General features: G+C 59.0%; 10 protein-coding genes. 7 read left to right on the forward strand and 3 right to left on the reverse strand.

Going from position 1 to position 16250, the window contains the following annotated elements; all coding sequences use genetic code 11:
- Window positions 1-237 precede the first annotated feature (237 nt).
- From soil367_RS10480 to soil367_RS10500, 5 genes are all read left to right on the forward strand, one after another.
- Window positions 238-1719, forward strand: a complete 1482-nt coding sequence (locus soil367_RS10480; protein WP_136549059.1) for a leucyl aminopeptidase — start codon at window positions 238-240, stop codon at window positions 1717-1719.
- The gene (locus tag soil367_RS10485) at window positions 1709-2179 is read left to right on the forward strand and encodes a DNA polymerase III subunit chi (protein WP_136549060.1); all 471 of its coding nucleotides are present in this window, start codon (window positions 1709-1711) and stop codon (window positions 2177-2179) included. The genes soil367_RS10480 and soil367_RS10485 overlap by 11 nt, the downstream gene beginning before the upstream one ends.
- 140 nt (window positions 2180-2319) lie before the next feature.
- The gene (locus soil367_RS10490) at window positions 2320-5172 is read left to right on the forward strand and encodes a valine--tRNA ligase (protein WP_136549061.1); all 2853 of its coding nucleotides are present in this window, start codon (window positions 2320-2322) and stop codon (window positions 5170-5172) included.
- Between the two features lie 22 nt (window positions 5173-5194).
- Window positions 5195-6094, forward strand: a complete 900-nt coding sequence (locus soil367_RS10495) for a ketopantoate reductase family protein (RefSeq protein ID WP_136549062.1) — start codon at window positions 5195-5197, stop codon at window positions 6092-6094.
- 105 nt (window positions 6095-6199) lie between these two features.
- On the forward strand, window positions 6200-6757 hold the full coding sequence (locus soil367_RS10500) for a cob(I)yrinic acid a,c-diamide adenosyltransferase (RefSeq protein ID WP_136549063.1): 558 nt from the start codon (window positions 6200-6202) through the stop codon (window positions 6755-6757).
- A gap of 42 nt (window positions 6758-6799) precedes the next feature.
- On the opposite strand, the gene soil367_RS10505 is transcribed toward soil367_RS10500, so the two are convergent.
- The 3 genes from soil367_RS10505 to soil367_RS10515 form a co-directional block, all read right to left on the reverse strand.
- Window positions 6800-8794 carry a methyl-accepting chemotaxis protein gene (locus tag soil367_RS10505; protein WP_136549064.1) on the reverse strand — a complete coding sequence of 665 codons (1995 nt, stop codon included), beginning with the start codon at window positions 8792-8794 and terminating at the stop codon, window positions 6800-6802.
- Window positions 8795-9016: 222 nt separating this feature from the next.
- Window positions 9017-9622 (reverse strand): 1,6-anhydro-N-acetylmuramyl-L-alanine amidase AmpD, encoded by a 606-nt coding sequence (gene ampD / locus soil367_RS10510; RefSeq protein ID WP_136549065.1) that lies wholly within the window; start codon window positions 9620-9622, stop codon window positions 9017-9019.
- Between the two features lie 77 nt (window positions 9623-9699).
- Window positions 9700-12090 (reverse strand): DUF1631 domain-containing protein, encoded by a 2391-nt coding sequence (locus soil367_RS10515; protein ID WP_136549066.1) that lies wholly within the window; start codon window positions 12088-12090, stop codon window positions 9700-9702.
- A 264-nt stretch (window positions 12091-12354) separates the two neighbouring features.
- Here soil367_RS10515 and nadC point away from each other — a divergent pair, with 264 nt between their 5' ends.
- Both nadC and soil367_RS10525 read left to right on the forward strand, forming a co-directional pair.
- A complete protein-coding gene (gene nadC, locus soil367_RS10520) occupies window positions 12355-13215 on the forward strand; it encodes a carboxylating nicotinate-nucleotide diphosphorylase (RefSeq protein WP_136549067.1) in 861 nt (286 codons plus the stop codon).
- Window positions 13216-13491: 276 nt separating this feature from the next.
- A complete protein-coding gene (locus tag soil367_RS10525) occupies window positions 13492-16230 on the forward strand; it encodes a bifunctional diguanylate cyclase/phosphodiesterase (protein WP_172962329.1) in 2739 nt (912 codons plus the stop codon).
- Window positions 16231-16250 lie beyond the last annotated feature (20 nt).

The raw sequence follows: 16250 nt of genomic DNA on the forward strand, positions 1-16250 counted from the left end.
ACCGGGGCAGACGCTGACAGGAGACCGTATTCTAGTTAACCTGTGGGCCTATTAACACTGTAAAGCCAGCGGTGCTTTTGTTCGCGTTTCCGGCGCTGGCGCAAACACGTGTGACCGAACTGATCCAACCGCCTCACCCGCGGGCTTATTCAACGGACTTATTTCGGCGGACTTTCTCAACAGATTTTCTCAACGGGCTTTCTCAACGGACTAGCTGACCCCCTTGCAGGAGAATGCATGAAATACGCACTGAACACCCAAGGCTTGATTGATTCCAAGGCCGACTGCCTCGTTATTGCCATTCCGGAGGACGGCGAGTGGCCCACCAGTAGCGCCGCTGCCGACCAGCAGATCGACGGGCAGTTGAAGAAGCTCGTCAAGAACGGTGACTTCAATGGCTCGCTGGGCAACACCTTCATGCTACCGCTTGCAGACGGCATGCCGTGGGAGCGCATTCTGCTGGTCGGTACCGGCAAGCTGAAGGAGCTAACCGTAGGCGGCTACCGCAAGCTGGTGGCAGCGGCGGTCGGTCGCCTTACCGACAGTGCCTGCAAGCACGCGTTGTTAACCCTCGCTGAGATTCCGGTTCTGGACCGCGATGAAGCCTGGCGCGTTACCCTTGTCACCCGCGTCGCCGAAGAGACGATTTACCGGTTCAGTGACTATAAAAGCAAGAAGCCGGCGAAGCAGCGCCTGACGCAGATTACCGTCGATGTCAGCGGCAGTGACAAGCGATTGGAGCAGGCCCTCAAAGCAGGTGAAGCGATCGGTCACGGCATGAACATCACCCGTGACCTGGGCAATACACCGCCCAACATCTGCCACCCGGAATGGCTGGCCAGGCAGGCAAAGGACCTGGCCAAAAAACAGAGCACCCTGAAAGTCGAAACGCTCGGTGAGAAAGACATGAAAGAGCTGGGCATGAATGCGGCCCTGGCTGTGTCGGCGGGCAGTAAACAGCCCGCCCGTCTGATCGTGATCCACTACCAGGGCGGCAAGAAGGGCGATCAACCCCATGTGCTGGTGGGGAAAGGCATCACCTTTGATACCGGCGGCATCAGTCTCAAGCCCGGCGAGGGCATGGACGAGATGAAGTACGACATGTGCGGTGCAGCCAGCGTTTTCGGCACCATGGCCGCGTTAGCGGAGCTTAAGCCGAAGGTAAACGTCATAGGCGTCATCATCGCCGCCGAGAACATGCCTGACGGCGAGGCCACGCGCCCGGGCGACATCGTCACGACGATGTCGGGCCAGACTGTCGAGATCCTGAACACGGATGCCGAGGGCCGGCTGGTACTGTGCGATGCCCTCACTTATGTCGAGCGGTTTAAACCAGCGTCCGTACTCGATATTGCCACCCTGACCGGCGCCTGCATCATAGCGCTGGGCAACCAGGCCAGCGCGGTCATGAGCAATAACGACGCCCTCGCGCAGAAGCTGGTCGCCCTGGGCGAACAGAATGGCGACCGCACCTGGCAGCTTCCTCTCTGGGATGAGTATCAGCGGCAGCTGGACAGCAACTTCGCTGATATGCAGAACATCGGCGGTCGTCCGGCCGGCTCGATCACCGCCGCCTGTTTTCTCTCACGGTTCACCAAGACCTACACCTGGGCACACCTCGATATCGCCGGAGTAGCCTGGCTTTCCGGGAAAGAAAAAGGAGCAACCGGCCGCCCGGTGCCTCTGCTAATGGATTATGTGCTGAGCCATGCCAGCTGAGGCTCAGGCCGCGCAAGCCCGGCACTGGTTCTACCTGGTGCCGGGCGCCGATGACGAACGTCGCTTTCACACGGCTGCGAAACTGGCCGAAAAGGCCTGGCGACAGGGCCACCGCATCTGCATCTGTTGCAACGACGAGGCCCAGGCACAGCGCATGGATGACGTTCTCTGGTCATTCAGGCCCGACGCGTTTATTCCCCATCGCATCCTGGCTGATAACGGCATGACCTGCATCGAACCCGTAGGCATTCAGTGGGTGGACCCCTCACCCGCCGACTGGCAGACGGTGATCGTGCTGGGCGCATGGCTGCCGGGAAGCGCGGACCAATTTGAGCGACTGGCCTTAATCGCCAACGACGACCCGACGGTACTGCAGCAGGCGCGCAAGCAGTATCGCCAGCTCGAAGCGCTCGGCATTACCCCCAAAGTCCACGATACGCGCAAAACCCAAAGCCGCTGATTGCCGCTCCCGGCGTCTGTAGCACGGGACGGGGTTCGCCCGCTGCTGAGGCACATGTATAATTGCGGCCCTTCGGCACCGTCCATTGCGTGAGTGCTGCAAGGCATCGCCCCCAGATTGAAACCTGACCGGAACCCAGCATGGAAAAGACCTACCAGCCTGAGAAAATCGAGCGCCAGTGGTATGAACAGTGGGAAGCAAAGGGCTATTTCACCCCGCGCGGCGAAGGCGATCCTTTCTGCATAATGATTCCGCCGCCCAACGTTACGGGCAGCCTGCACATGGGGCACGCGTTTCAGCACACCATCATGGATGCGCTCACGCGCTACCGGCGTATGCAGGGGCGTAACGCGCTCTGGCAGGTTGGTACCGATCATGCAGGCATCGCCACCCAGATGGTGGTGGAACGCAAGCTGGCTCAGGAAGAAGGTAAGACACGCCATGATCTCGGGCGTGACGCCTTCATCGACCGTATCTGGGACTGGAAGGCCGAATCCGGCGGGACGATTACCGGACAGATGCGCCGGCTGGGCAACTCGGTCGACTGGGAGCACGAGCGCTTCACCATGGACGACGGCTTCTACAAGGCCGTGCAGGAAGTCTTCGTCCGGCTGTACGACGACGGCCTGATATACCGCGGCAAACGCCTCGTTAACTGGGATCCCAAACTCCACACGGCGATTTCCGACCTCGAGGTCGAAAACAAGGAAGAACAGGGCCACTTCTGGCACTTCCGCTACCCGCTGGCCGATGGCGCCCTGACCGCGGACGGTAAGGACTACCTGGTAGTCGCCACGACCCGTCCCGAGACCATGCTGGGAGACACGGCGGTCGCGGTGAACCCGCAGGATGACCGCTACAAGGACCTGATCGGCAAACGCATTACCCTGCCGTTGGTGAACCGGACCATTCCCATTGTCGGCGATGACCATGCGGATCCCGAAGTGGGCAGTGGTTGCGTCAAGATCACGCCGGCTCATGATTTCAACGATTACGCGCTGGGCCAACGCCACAAGCTGCCGATGCTGAACGTACTGACGCCCGACGCGGCTATTCGGGCAGAAGCTGAAGTCTTCGACAGCGACGGCCGCCCCAGCAAAGCCGTTGACGGTGCCCTGCCGTCGCAGTTTGCGGGACTGGATCGTTATGACGCGCGCAAGGCCATCGTATCCGCGCTGCAGGAGCAAGGCCTGGTCGACGGTATTGAGGACCACGTCCTGAAAATCCCCCGGGGTGACCGCTCGGGTCTGGCCATCGAACCGATGATGACTGACCAGTGGTTTGTCTCGGCCAAAACTCTGGCCGAGCCATCGATCAAGGCGGTTGAGAACGGCGACATCCAGTTTGTGCCCAAGCAGTACGAGAACATGTACTTCGCCTGGATGCGGGATATCCAGGACTGGTGCATTTCCCGACAGCTCTGGTGGGGGCACCGCATTCCCGCCTGGTACGACGACGCCGGCAATTTCTATGTGGCCCGCAGTGAGGAAGAAGCACGCAAAAAATACAGCCTGGCGGATGAGATTTCGTTGCAACAGGACAACGATGTGCTGGACACCTGGTTCAGCTCTGCACTCTGGACGTTCGGTACCCTGGGCTGGCCGGAGGCAACCGAGCGCCTGAAGACCTTCCACCCGACTGATGTGCTGGTAACCGGCTTCGACATCATCTTCTTCTGGGTGGCGCGCATGATCATGATGACGCTGCATTTCATGAAGGATGAAGACGGCACACCCCAGGTGCCGTTCAAGACAGTTTACGTTACCGGCCTGATCCGTGATGAAACCGGCCAGAAGATGTCCAAGTCCAAGGGCAACGTTCTTGACCCGCTGGATATGATCGACGGCATCAGCCTGGACGCACTGCTGGAGAAGCGTACCGGCAATCTGATGCAGCCCCAGCTGGCCAGGAAAATTGATCAGCGTACGCGCAAAGAGTTTCCTGAAGGGATTGCGCCGCATGGCACTGATGCCCTGCGCTTTACCCTGGCCTCACTGGCCACGACCGGGCGCGATATTAACTGGGACATGAAACGGCTCGAAGGCTACCGCAACTTCTGCAACAAGCTCTGGAACGCCGCCCGCTATGTGTTGATGAACACCGAAGGCGAAGATTGCGGCCAGCGTGACGGGCCGGTAGACCTGTCGCTGGCGGACCGCTGGATCATCAGCCGCTTGCAACGCTGCGAACAGGAGGTTACTCGCCACCTTGACCAGTACCGTTTCGATCTCGCGGCATACGCCCTCTATGAATTCATCTGGAACGAGTATTGCGACTGGTATCTTGAGCTGTCGAAGCCGGTCCTGTGGGACGACGACGCGTCCGTCGACGCCAAGCGCGGTACGAGACGAACGCTGGTGAGGGTGCTTGAAGCCACGCTACGCCTGGCCCATCCGGTGATGCCTTTCATCACCGAAGAGATCTGGCAGCGGGTCGCCGCCCTGGCCGGTCGCGAAGGCGACACCATCATGGAGCAGCCCTACCCCGCCCCGGATGACGCGAAAATGGATGCCCAGGCCGAAGCTGATATTGATTGGGTCAAAGGCGTCATCCTGGCTGTGCGCAACATTCGCGGCGAAATGAACATTCCCCCGGGCCAGCGCCTGCCAGTGCTTTGCCATGGCGGCGATGACTCTGATCGTCGACGGTTATCAGACAACCGCCAGTTCCTCACTTCCCTGGCGAAGCTGAGCAGCCTGGAATGGCTTGACGGTGACGAGGCCCCGCTGGCGGCAACACAGCTGGTCGGTAAGATGGAAGTGCTGGTGCCCATGGCCGACCTGATCGATAAGGACGAGGAGGTCCAGCGCCTGGGCAAAGAGCTGGAAAAGCTCGACAAGGAGATACAGCGCCTGAACGGCAAGCTCGGTAACGAAAACTTTGTCAGCCGTGCACCGGCGGATGTTGTCGAGAAGGAAAAACAGAAGCTCACCGAGGCGGCGGACAGCCAAAGCCGACTACGTGAGCAACTGACGCGTATCCAGGCGCTGTAGACGCGCCTGGCCGACGCCGCCTATGTCCGCCTCCAATATTGCTGATTACGGCATCATTGGCCCGGGTTCCATCGGTCTGTTATGGGCTGTAAAGCTGAGAGCGGCCCACAGCGTCGCCCTCTGGGGCCGCAGTGGCCCCGTGGGCCTTTCACTGGAGTTCATGCAGGGCGAGACTATATCAGAGTCGTTTACTTTTGAGCCCCGCGGGCAGGCACCCGGTACCGCCCTCGTGACGACAAAAGCGTACGACACGGTGCGAGCACTCGACGGCGCCATCAAACGATGGCGTCAGCCTCCCCGGGCCATCGTACTTTTCCAGAATGGTGTTGGCTCCCAGGATGAGGTGCAGCAGAGGTTCGATCACATCCCGTTGCTCGCTGTAAGCACTACAGAAGGGGCTAACCGCACAGCCGACGGAGCACTGGTGCATGCCGGCTCGGGCCTGACCCGCCTGGGGCCGCTAAATGCATCAGGTGCCGCCTGGGCTGAAAAAATCGGCGCTGACTTCTGTGCAGCCGGCTTCGACACTCGCCTTGAGACCGATATACGCATAGCACTGTGGGAGAAGCTCCTGATCAATGCGGGCATAAATGCGTTTACCGTCCTGCTTGATTGCCCCAACGGTGCCCTGCTCGGCCATTCCTTTTTTGAAGACCGGTTGCCACCGCTCTGTTACGAACTCGCGGTCGTGAGTCAGGCCAGCGGTTACCCTGCCACCGCAGAGATCATTGAGGCGCGCATCCGCACAGTCGCCGAGAAGACCGCCGGCAATATCTCTTCCATGTTGCAGGACGTCCGTAGCGGGCGCCCAACAGAGATAGATGTGATCAATGGCGCGGTAGTCAGGGCCGGCATCGCCCTGGGCATTGCCACGCCCGTAAACAGGATGCTGGCTGACGCGGTAGCGGCCAGGACGCGATAACGGATCCTACACAGGACCCCGCGTACCAATTTAGATCAAACTGTATCTCACCAACGACTCCTCGCTGCAAACGCCAGTCTGCAGCCGGGTCACCAGGAGAACGACATGGGCAACCGCCTTTCCAAAATCTACACCCGTACCGGCGACGACGGTACCACCGGCCTGGCTGACGGCAGTCGGGTAGCGAAGAGTGCCTGGCGAATCGAAGCGATGGGCACGGCGGACGAGTTGAATTCGCATGTGGGAATGTTGGTTGAACTACTGCCCCCGGCGGACGAAGCCCGGACTCTGCTACAACGGATACAGCATCACCTGTTCGACCTCGGCGGCGAATTCGCAATTCCCGGGTCGGCACTTATAGGTCAGGCTCACATCGACTGGCTGGAGCAGGAACTGGACAGGCTCAACGCGCCGCTACCGCCGCTGAAGAACTTCATTCTGCCCGGGGGGTCACCCGCAGCGGCTCAGGCTCACCTCGCCCGAAGCGTCTGCCGGCGTGCTGAGCGCATCGTGGTTGGCCTGGCAGCAGAAGAAGAGAACAACCCACTGGGCCGCATGTATCTGAACAGGCTGTCAGATTTTCTGTTCGTGCTGGCCCGAAGCCTGGCCCGGCGGGACGGCGCCCGGGAAGTCCTGTGGGAACAGGAACTGGGTCGGTTCTGATCCTGTCTGGGCGGGCAGAGCTGTAAGCGCTGCCCGCCGCGATCATGTTCTGAACGTCTCGATGACTTTCTGCAGGGAGCCCGTAAGCCCCGACAATTCTTTTGAGGCGCCGAGCGTCTCATCCGCATTGCCGGCTGTTTCCCGGCTCAGGTCTGAAATTCTCTCGACGTTGCTGCTGATGTTCTTGGCGACAGCCGTCTGCTCTTCGGCGGCCTGGGCGATTTGCTGACTCATATCCACTATCTGCGAGATGCTGTTGACAATGTGCCCTAGCGCATCTGTGACCCGCCCAGACTGGGCAACGGTTTCTTCAGTTACTTTATGGCTGTTGGACATGGCCTTGACGGCGCCCTGGACGCCGGTCTGCAAGCGACCAATCATGCCTTCAATCTCTTCTGTGCTCTTGTGGGTACGCTGGGAGAGGGAGCGGACCTCGTCTGCGACCACAGCGAAACCGCGCCCCTGATCACCAGCGCGCGCGGCCTCAATCGCAGCGTTAAGCGCCAGAAGGTTAGTCTGCTCGGCAATTGCCTTGATTTCGACCAGCACCTGGCTGATGGCGTTACTGTCGACACTCACTCGGTCGATTGTCTCTGCGGCGCTGCGGATCTCATCGGCCAGCCGACTGATTGTCCGCACTGTTTCATCGACCACCTCTCTCCCCTGGTCAGCCTGATCATCCGCCTGCCGGGCCGAGTCAGACGCTTTTTGCGAACTTTCGGCGACTTCCTGGACAGCAGCAACCATCTGCTGCATGGCTTCCGATATCTCCCGTGTTTCGTGCTCCTGTTTGGACACGGCTTCGTTGTTGCTGTGGGCGCTGTCGTTGACGCGTTGCGCCTGCATATCAACCGCGCCGGATGTGCCGCTGACCGTCTTGATCAACTCGCGCATGCGTGCCGTCATATTGTTGAATTCGCCGGTCAGCGCGCCTAGTTCATCCCGATTGTCGAGATGTATGCTAACGGTGAGATCACCTGCCGCTACCTGACGGGCGGCCTGTGAAAAGTTCGAGATCGCCTGTTTCACCGAGACAAGAAAGCCGACGTAAACGTACACGACAACGGCCAGCACCAGCGCCAACAAGGCAAAGATCATGAAGCGCTTCTGCGCCTGAGCCGACAACCGGTCCTGGAGGTTGGTGCCGATACTACCGTAGAGGCTGTCACTCAGGTCGTAGAATGTATCGATGCGCTGACTGAGCTCGGCATCAAAATCGGCAGGTGGTGTGTCCAGGCGAAACGGCACAATAACGTTCTCGTCCAGATAGGCCTGGGCTGCGGGTAATGCCGCAGAAGCGGCCTCCAGCCTATCGGTGTGGCTGGCGGCAATAGTCGGTGCGCCGTCCAGAAGCACATCGACTGCGCCGCTGAAGGCCACATCGAGGCTGGCCAAACGGTCATACAGGCCATTCACTTCATCCGCCATACGCGAATCCATCTGCCCCTGGTCGAGCGCCCAGATGCCGTAGACGCGCGCCAGGCCAAGCGCTGCGGTAGCCTCGAACACGGCCTTGGTGCCAAGCTCAAGTGCCAGCTGATTCTCCCGGGACGGGTCCTGGCCCAAGCCGGACGTCTGCAGCAAAACCCGTGTCAGGGTGCGCCCCTTCTGGACCAACTGCGCGTAATATCTGAACTGCCCGTCCAGCGCCTGCTGATAGACATCTTCTGTGCGTATGACCTGCCATTCACTGCTGAGATCGGCTAACTGGGCCTGAAACTGTTCGGTACCGGTAAAGAGATTTGGTCTTGCCTGCAGGCTGCTCAACATCGACTCAATTTCGGCCGCCACTTCATCGCTACGAGGTGTCATTTCGCCCATTCCCAGCGTGGCCACGGTCCGGTAGTCGCGGTACTGCTCCAGCAGCTGGTTCAGCCGGGACACGTCTTTGAGCGCCTCGAGGCCATCATGGGCGCCCTCAATGCTCGCAATGGCCTGGTTGGTCTGGTGCACCACCAGATACCCCAGCCCAGCAATCGGGATCAGAAACAGAACACTGATCAGGCTGAATTTGGAGATAAGATTCAGCCGATTCATCAGCAACACTGCTGGAGAAAGGAGACGTTTCACGTGAACCCCAAGCGTTAGTCCGCACCACAGAAGAACCCTTCGACCGATACATCGAAGGCATGCATTGAACCCGTAACCCAGGTCAGCTATTCGATGAGTCTAGGTCAGGGTTCGGGTTTTAGAAAGAAATCACCCCCAACCTGAACGAAGTCGCAGTGCCTGCCAGATACTGGTCGTGGATCCGCTGCACTATTCGGATTCAGCGGGAGCGAGCACCGCCAGTTCTTTTAGATAGTGCTGCCATTCGAAGGCAGGGCCAGGATCGGTTTTACGGCCGGGAGCCACATGGCTGTGGCCGACAATACGACCTGCGGTGATTAACGGAAACAGCACCATGATCTGTCGGGTGACCGACGCCAGGCATGCGTATTGAGCGGCTGTATAGGGACTGTCATCGGTTCCTTCGAGCTCAATACCAATACCGTAGTCGTTGCATTCTTCGACGCCCTCAAAGGAGGACCGGCCAGCGTGCCAGGCGCGATCCAGCAATGAGACGAACTGAACCAGTTCGCCATCACGCCGGATATAGAGGTGCGATGAGACCTTCATGCCGATCAATTGCTGATAGTAAGGGTGAGCCGAACAGTCGAGCCTGTTGCAGAAGAACTGCTCAACTGCCTCTCCGGCAAATTCGCCGGGCGGAAGGGAGATGTTGTGAATAACCAGAAGCGAAATATCAGTCCCGGCCGGCCTGCTGTTGAAGTTGGGCGAGGGAACGGCACGCGCCTGGGTTAACCAGCCCCGCGGCCGGGCTTCGGTGTCCGACCAGAAGTCTGCAATGAAGTCTTCGGACATGCTGCTGCCTTAAGTCGTTCGTGTCGATACCTGACGCTGCTAACCGCATTCTGAAAACCACGCGCGACGGAAGCAAGTCAATCCTTGCGAAGGCTCCTTAGATTACCGATGACTGACTCAAGCGCCCGGTCAAACAGCAACCCATCGTCCAGCAGCACAAGATGCCCTGTGCAGAGGGCCGAAGCCACCTCTGGCAGCTTGTACTCGGCAACTTTGCTGCCATTGCGGTTGGCGAAGATGTACTTCCCGGTCACTTTGATTACCGCTGCCAGCTTGCAGCGCAGCTTGCGCTCGTCTTCTGTCCTGAGCTCGAGCCAGGAGCCAACTCCCAGGGACTCGGCCCGCTCGAACCACTCTGGACCCGCCTGGTGGGGCCCGTCCGTAACGGGGACTTGCGTATGTACTGCACTCTCAGATTCGTGCCGGGACGTTGGCGCTGTCTCCGCCGGCTGCGCCATTGCCTGAGATTCGGTTTGCTCAGCGTCGGTTTCTTGCGCAGCTGCTGCAGGGGCGACAGGCCCCTTTGCTTCGCGGGCGGTTACCGCTGAATCATTGGTTTCACCAGCCGGTGCTAACGGGGCCGGCGTATCAAGCAACCTGTTCGCCGGGCGGCTGGTGGAGAATGCCTGGGGCTGGGGCGGCTGGTCGGGCGTTTTCTCGTCCTCATGCAGAGCCAGCGCCTGAAGCACATCCACATGGACGATCTCCAGATCCCTCAGCAGCCTGTCAGCGCCGAACGGGTCCCAACCAATAGTCTGCAGACCTTCCCTCACGGAATCGACGATCTGCGGAATTGCTTTCAGCAGGGCCTGACGCGTGCCCTCGGTAACGGGCTTCGGGTCAACGCTCCAGACCAGAAGCTCAAGGGTAGACACCGAGTGTTTCCAGCTGCTACCGGCATCGCCTTCGCGCAGAAAAAACCAGTGCAATACTTTGGCCCATGCCTCCTCGACCAACGGCTGGGTCGCTTCAGGGATCTGATGACCTCGGCGTGCCTTCGCTACGACGCGGGCGACGGCGGCTCGGGCCAGTTCGCTCCGGGCACGCCCTTCTTCGGCGTCCTTGAGCCGCTGTTCGACGAGTTCCCGACGTCGACGATCCACATCCATGAACTGGGAGAAATCGTCGAGCAGCGTCTGGACCAGACTGAGATCGCTTTCGAACTCATTGATAAACCGGGTAACGGTTGTCTCGATTTTTTCGCGCAAGGGGTCCCGCTGCCCGTCTTTTTTCGGCATCCAGCCCACGGCCGCCAGTGCCAGCTCATTCAGTAGCTTGCGGGCCGGGTGGCCGCCGCGATTAAAAAAACTGCGGTCCAGCAACGCGACCTTGAGTATAGGTATCTGCAGCCGTGCCAGCAGGGCCTTCATGGCTTCAGGCAGCTGGCGATCCTCAAGAATAAAGTCAAACAGCATCGACACGAGATTGATAACGTCGGCATCGACCCGCTGCACCTGGCCACTGCCGGATTGCTGGTGAGCGACGAGCCTGCCTACGAGCTTGCGCAGACTGTTGCCGGCAGGCAGCTGACCTTCGTGATGCTTCAGTTTGCCCTGGAAAGCGTTCAACAACGCAATCAGGTGGCTGGTATCGACGTTGGCTACCGCCGCGCCCTGGGCCGCCGGGAACCCGCTATCGAGGCCGGTGCCGTGCAATAATTCCGTGAGTTCACTAAAGGTAACCGCAGACCCGCCCCCCTCAGTCCCGCTGAAAGAAGCCGCGGCAACGCCAGGCCCTGGCGTTGCGGTCCTGGTTCCCTGGGTCGTGGAAGTAATGGGCGGGCGGCGTAACTCTGGCAGAACACCATCAGCAATCAACTGGCCGTTGGCTTCCTGATAGAAAAGGGCCAGACGCTCGCCGACAAACTTGTCAAACAGCTTGAACAGGACCAGCTTGGCCGAGACTTCCATATCGAGTGTCGCAAAGGCTTCGCCAAGCCCGTGACAAAGTACCTGGGGCCCGAGCGGCATCTGGTCCAGCGACATTTTCACCGCCGGCAGCAGATGCTCCACGCGCACGTGCAGGAGCAATATCTGCTCGTTGTAACGGTTGCGGATACGCGTGACCATGTTATCCAGCGCGACCTGCTCTTCGAGCGTGCTGTCCTCGACCAGCGAGAGAGAATCCCTGTCCGTGTCATTACTGGCGTCGCCCATGAGTCGCTGTCGGGGATCAAACCGGCCAATCTCATTGAATGCACGGGCAACCCACTGCACGTATTCCAGCGTTATGGTCTGGCGCTGCAACCGCAGCTCACGCATCGCATCGAAGTAACCGGTCTGCTCTATGTTGGACCCGGCCTTTTCAGAAAGCGCAAACAGCGCATCATCAGCCTGATCAAAGCACTCACCCAGAAGCTGCTGAAGGCGGCCAGCCGAATGGTCGCGCAGCTTCGCCAGCGGCGCAGGAAGCTGACCACGGCTTACGCCCTGCTGGCGCAGTTTGACGACTTTTGCTTCCGGTGTCATAGCCACCTCGGTTAGCTGAAGCCGGGCAAGCGCCGGCCAATGGAGATAGTTGTCGATTCATAATAGTTCGTAGTCGTGTCAAGGTGTGTCAGTGATTGCAACGTTTTGTATGCGCCCCCTGAAGCTGGGCAATAACCCTTGCAGTGCTTAGCCAGCAAGGTAAACGCGGCTTTATTCCATGCTTGGCCAGAACGATCGATACCAGTAAACTTCTCGCGCCCGGATCAGCCTAGCCTTTACCGAACCTTTCTTGAGAGCCTCCCGATGCAGCGATTCAGCCAGCAGGAACTGCAGCAAGCCATACATGCGAACGTCTCGGCAGCCCTTGCCGAGGATGTGGGCGACGGCGATATCACAGCAATGCTGGTTCCGGCAGAGCAACGGGTACAAGGCCGCGTTATCGCCCGTGAAGATGCGGTGCTGGCAGGCAGCGAATGGGCAACTGAGGTCTTCCGCCGGATAGATCCCAGCGTGGAGCTGCAGTGGCACTACCGGGACGGGCAAGCCGTACAGTGCCAGGAAGACAATGTACTGTTCACGTTCAAGGGCCCGGCCCGGGCCATTCTGACCGGCGAACGCAGCGCACTCAATTTCTTGCAGACACTGTCGGCGGTGGCCACGCGCTGCAGTTATTACCTTTCGAGGGTCAGCCATACCAGCGTGACATTGCTGGACACGCGCAAGACGCTGCCCGGCTTGCGCCTGGCCCAGAAGTACGCCGCGACTTGCGGCGGGTTCGGCAACCACAGATTGGGCCTTTTTGACGCGTTCCTGATCAAGGAGAACCATATCGCGGCGGCTGGCTCCATCGCGGCCGCCGTTACACGCGCCCACGAAATTGCACCGGGCAAAACCGTGGAAATAGAGGTGGAGGATCTGGCTGAATTCGACCAGGCGCTGGAAGCCGGCGCCGACATCATCATGCTGGATGAATTCTCACTGGAGCATATGCGAGAAGCCGTTCGCCGCTGCGCAGGCCGGGCCCGGCTCGAAGCTTCTGGTGGGGTCAATGACAGTACCCTCGTGGCCATCGCTGAAACCGGAGTTGATTTTATATCGATGGGTACAGTCACTAAGGATATCCAGGCGGTAGACCTGTCGCTGCGCATTACTTCGGGCTACTGAAACAGGCATCAGCGACGGTTTGGTGCCGCATTGAAGTCAGGCTTAAACGGGTTTCTGGAGTTTCTGCACGTCTATTTCAGCCGAATATAAACCCTGGGTTAGCAATCAAGGTTAAATTTCGGAAATATTCTCGATTTTTCACCCGTTATGGTCAAAGCTCTAGAGATATCCAAGTAGTCATTCTGCAAGGATCCGTCTGCGTGTGAACTGCTGGTTCCACGACGATGTTTTCATCATCCCCGGGTCGCCATGATTCATTCAGCCACGGACGGAACAGTGGAACAAACGCAACCTCTGGATTTCAAACAACGGCGTTGGCCGTTCTGGCTGGTCTGCCTGACCGGTTTTGGTGTGCTGGCGCTCATCAGTGCTCAGTTGCCGTTTCCCGGCCTTCCTCTGTCTGCCTTATGGTTACCGTCCGGCCTGGCGTTGGCCCTGCTGTTACGCTACGGCCCGCAGATGTGGCCGCTGGTTCTGGCTGGCAGTGTAGTTGCAGTCCTTATACACGACGGGTTCTGGCAACACGGGTTTGGTAGCGAGCGGTATATTCTCGGCTTAACGCGGGTCCTGACCACCGTGGGCGAGGCAATGCTGGTCACGCTGGCATTGCAGCATATGCCGGTACGACGCCCGCTGATGAGCCACTTCTCCAGCTACTTGTGGCTTGTTGGGGTATGCACACCGGCAGCATTCGCCGGAGCGCTGCTGACGACTGGCGTCCTGTTTGCGGTAAGCGACACGGAAATCGCCATCAGCAGTCTGATCCTTTCCCGCTTTCTGGCCAGTTTCCTGGGCATGTTGCTGGTGGTTCCTCTCCTGTTCACCGATACGTCTACCCCGACTCTCTATTATCTCTGGCGGCGCCCGGTCGAGTGGGTGTTCTGGCTCATTGGCCTGATTCTGCTGACGTCCCTCGCCCATCAGCAACAGATTCAGATCATCTATCTCGTGTCCCTGCTGATGATCTGGGCCGCGACCCGTTTTTCCCTTGCCGGCAGCATGGTGGCTATTGCACTTGGCGGCGTCGCCGCGACGGCTGAAACGTTGGCGTGGTACTCAGGAGCGGCGGACAAGTTCGGTCTGACCGAGCTTCTCATGCTTGAGGCACTCATCGCTGTCATGGTCGGTTCGTCGATTTACGTACGGGTACTGCTGGAGGATCGACGGCGGGTCGAGGCCAACCTTGAAAACATGATCGAGGAGCGTACCCGCGAACTGCAGATCAAAAATTTTGAACTCCGGGATGAGATATTCGTCCGGGAGCAGGCTGAGAAATCTTTTCGGCGGTCCAACAAGCACTATCAGGCGCTGGTCGAAACCGCGAGTAATCCGATCATCGTTATCGATGAACATAATCGGGTAAGGCAATGGAACGGCGCCGCAGAGTCACTGTTTGGCTATAGCCGGGACGAAGCGATCGACAAGGATTTGCTGGAGGCGTATATACCCGAGGGCCGGAGGGACGAGATGGCCTGGAAGATAACCAAAGTTCGCTCAAGCGGCCTGCTTAACGAAAGCATAGAAGCCGAAGCCCGCAGTTATGACGGCTCCCCTCATATCATGCTGTGGAACATCAACCGATTGCAGGAGGCGGACGAAGATGTCCGCTCCCAGGTCATTCTGATTGGCCAGGACATCACCGAAATCCGCGAAACCCAGAACAGGCTTCATTTCCTGGCCCACTACGACGCCCTCACAGGCACTGCAAATCGCCGGCTGTTCGAAGACCGTTGCCGGCAGGTTCTGGAGACCTCCTACCGTTACGGCCATCAGAGCGCGCTGATAACGCTCGATGTCGACCATTTCAAGCGCATTAATGATACGTTTGGCCACGATGCCGGCGATGAGTTGCTGTGTGAACTGGCCAGGCGGTTACGGGACAGCGTGCGGGGCGAAGACACGATTTCCCGCATGGGCGGGGACGAGTTCGCCATACTGCTCAACCGCGTCAATGGCCTCGAGGGTTGCGAGAAGGTTGCGCGAGCCATTCTCGACAACATCACCCAGCCCATCAAACTGCCCTCAGGAGAGCTCGTCATTACCTCGAGTCTCGGCATTACGCTGGCACCGGACGATGGTCAGGACTACGAGCAGTTGCTGAAAAACGCTGATATGGCGATGTACCGGGCCAAGAATGCGGGCCGCAATACCATCCAGTTTTTCTCCAAGGACATGAACGAGGAAATGCGGCGCCAGCTGATGGTTGAAGCGGAACTGGGTCAGGCCATCGAAGCCGGTGACCTGCACCTTTACTATCAACCCGTGCTCGACACGTCCACTGGCCAAATCACTGCGCTCGAGGCATTGCTACGTTGGCACCACCCTGAAAAAGGCGTACTCCGGCCACATAGTTTTCTGGATGTGGCAGAACAGACTGGACAGCTGTTGGAACTGGGCGAATGGGTCTGCTACAACGCGTGCCTGCAGGCCAAGGCGATCCGTGCAATGAACGGCACGCCGATCCCGGTGAGCATAAACCTGTCATCGCGCCAGTATCATCACCCCCAGCTTTGCGCGACCCTCGAACGCATTATTCGCGAGACCCGGATAGAGCCGAACATGCTCTGTATCGAAGTGGATGAGAAAACCCTCTCTGAACGACTCAGCGAAGCGCCGCAGACCCTCAGAAATCTTCAACAGATCGGCGTTCAGGTCATTCTGGACCGTTTTGGAAGTGGGCTCTCTTCTGTTCGGCTACTGCGGGACCTGCCTTTTGATCAGGTCAAGATCGACGGGAGTCTGCTCCAGGATGTGCCTCAGGATGCCGCCGCGACCACGGTCGTGCGAACGCTGCTCAATCTGGCGATGGAAATGCGTTTCTCGATCTCAATCAGCGGTGTCGAAACCGACGAGCAGCTCGTGCTGTTGCGTAAGCAGGGCTGTCGCTTGATGCAGGGCCATCTGTTCAGTCAGGCAATTCCAAATGACCAGCTGGGTGAACTGTTCGAGCAGATTCGGCTGGGTAAAAATCTTGCTGACGGGCGCCAACTTGCCCTGTTGAACGCAAACTCCTGAACGCGTCTGCTCAGCCTGAA

The sequence above is a fragment of the Hydrocarboniclastica marina genome (assembly GCF_004851605.1).
In the GTDB taxonomy this organism is placed as follows: domain Bacteria; phylum Pseudomonadota; class Gammaproteobacteria; order Pseudomonadales; family Oleiphilaceae; genus Hydrocarboniclastica; species Hydrocarboniclastica marina.

Coding starts and splice junctions, on each gene's coding strand:
- soil367_RS10515 (WP_136549066.1), bottom strand. CDS start 12,090: ATGACACCGGAAGCAAAAGTCGTCAAACTGCGCCAGCAGGGCGTAAGC.
- soil367_RS10490 (WP_136549061.1), top strand. CDS start 2,320: ATGGAAAAGACCTACCAGCCTGAGAAAATCGAGCGCCAGTGGTATGAA.
- soil367_RS10480 (WP_136549059.1), top strand. CDS start 238: ATGAAATACGCACTGAACACCCAAGGCTTGATTGATTCCAAGGCCGAC.
- soil367_RS10485 (WP_136549060.1), top strand. CDS start 1,709: ATGCCAGCTGAGGCTCAGGCCGCGCAAGCCCGGCACTGGTTCTACCTG.
- soil367_RS10495 (WP_136549062.1), top strand. CDS start 5,195: ATGTCCGCCTCCAATATTGCTGATTACGGCATCATTGGCCCGGGTTCC.
- soil367_RS10500 (WP_136549063.1), top strand. CDS start 6,200: ATGGGCAACCGCCTTTCCAAAATCTACACCCGTACCGGCGACGACGGT.
- nadC (WP_136549067.1), top strand. CDS start 12,355: ATGCAGCGATTCAGCCAGCAGGAACTGCAGCAAGCCATACATGCGAAC.
- soil367_RS10505 (WP_136549064.1), bottom strand. CDS start 8,794: ATGAATCGGCTGAATCTTATCTCCAAATTCAGCCTGATCAGTGTTCTG.
- ampD (WP_136549065.1), bottom strand. CDS start 9,622: ATGTCCGAAGACTTCATTGCAGACTTCTGGTCGGACACCGAAGCCCGG.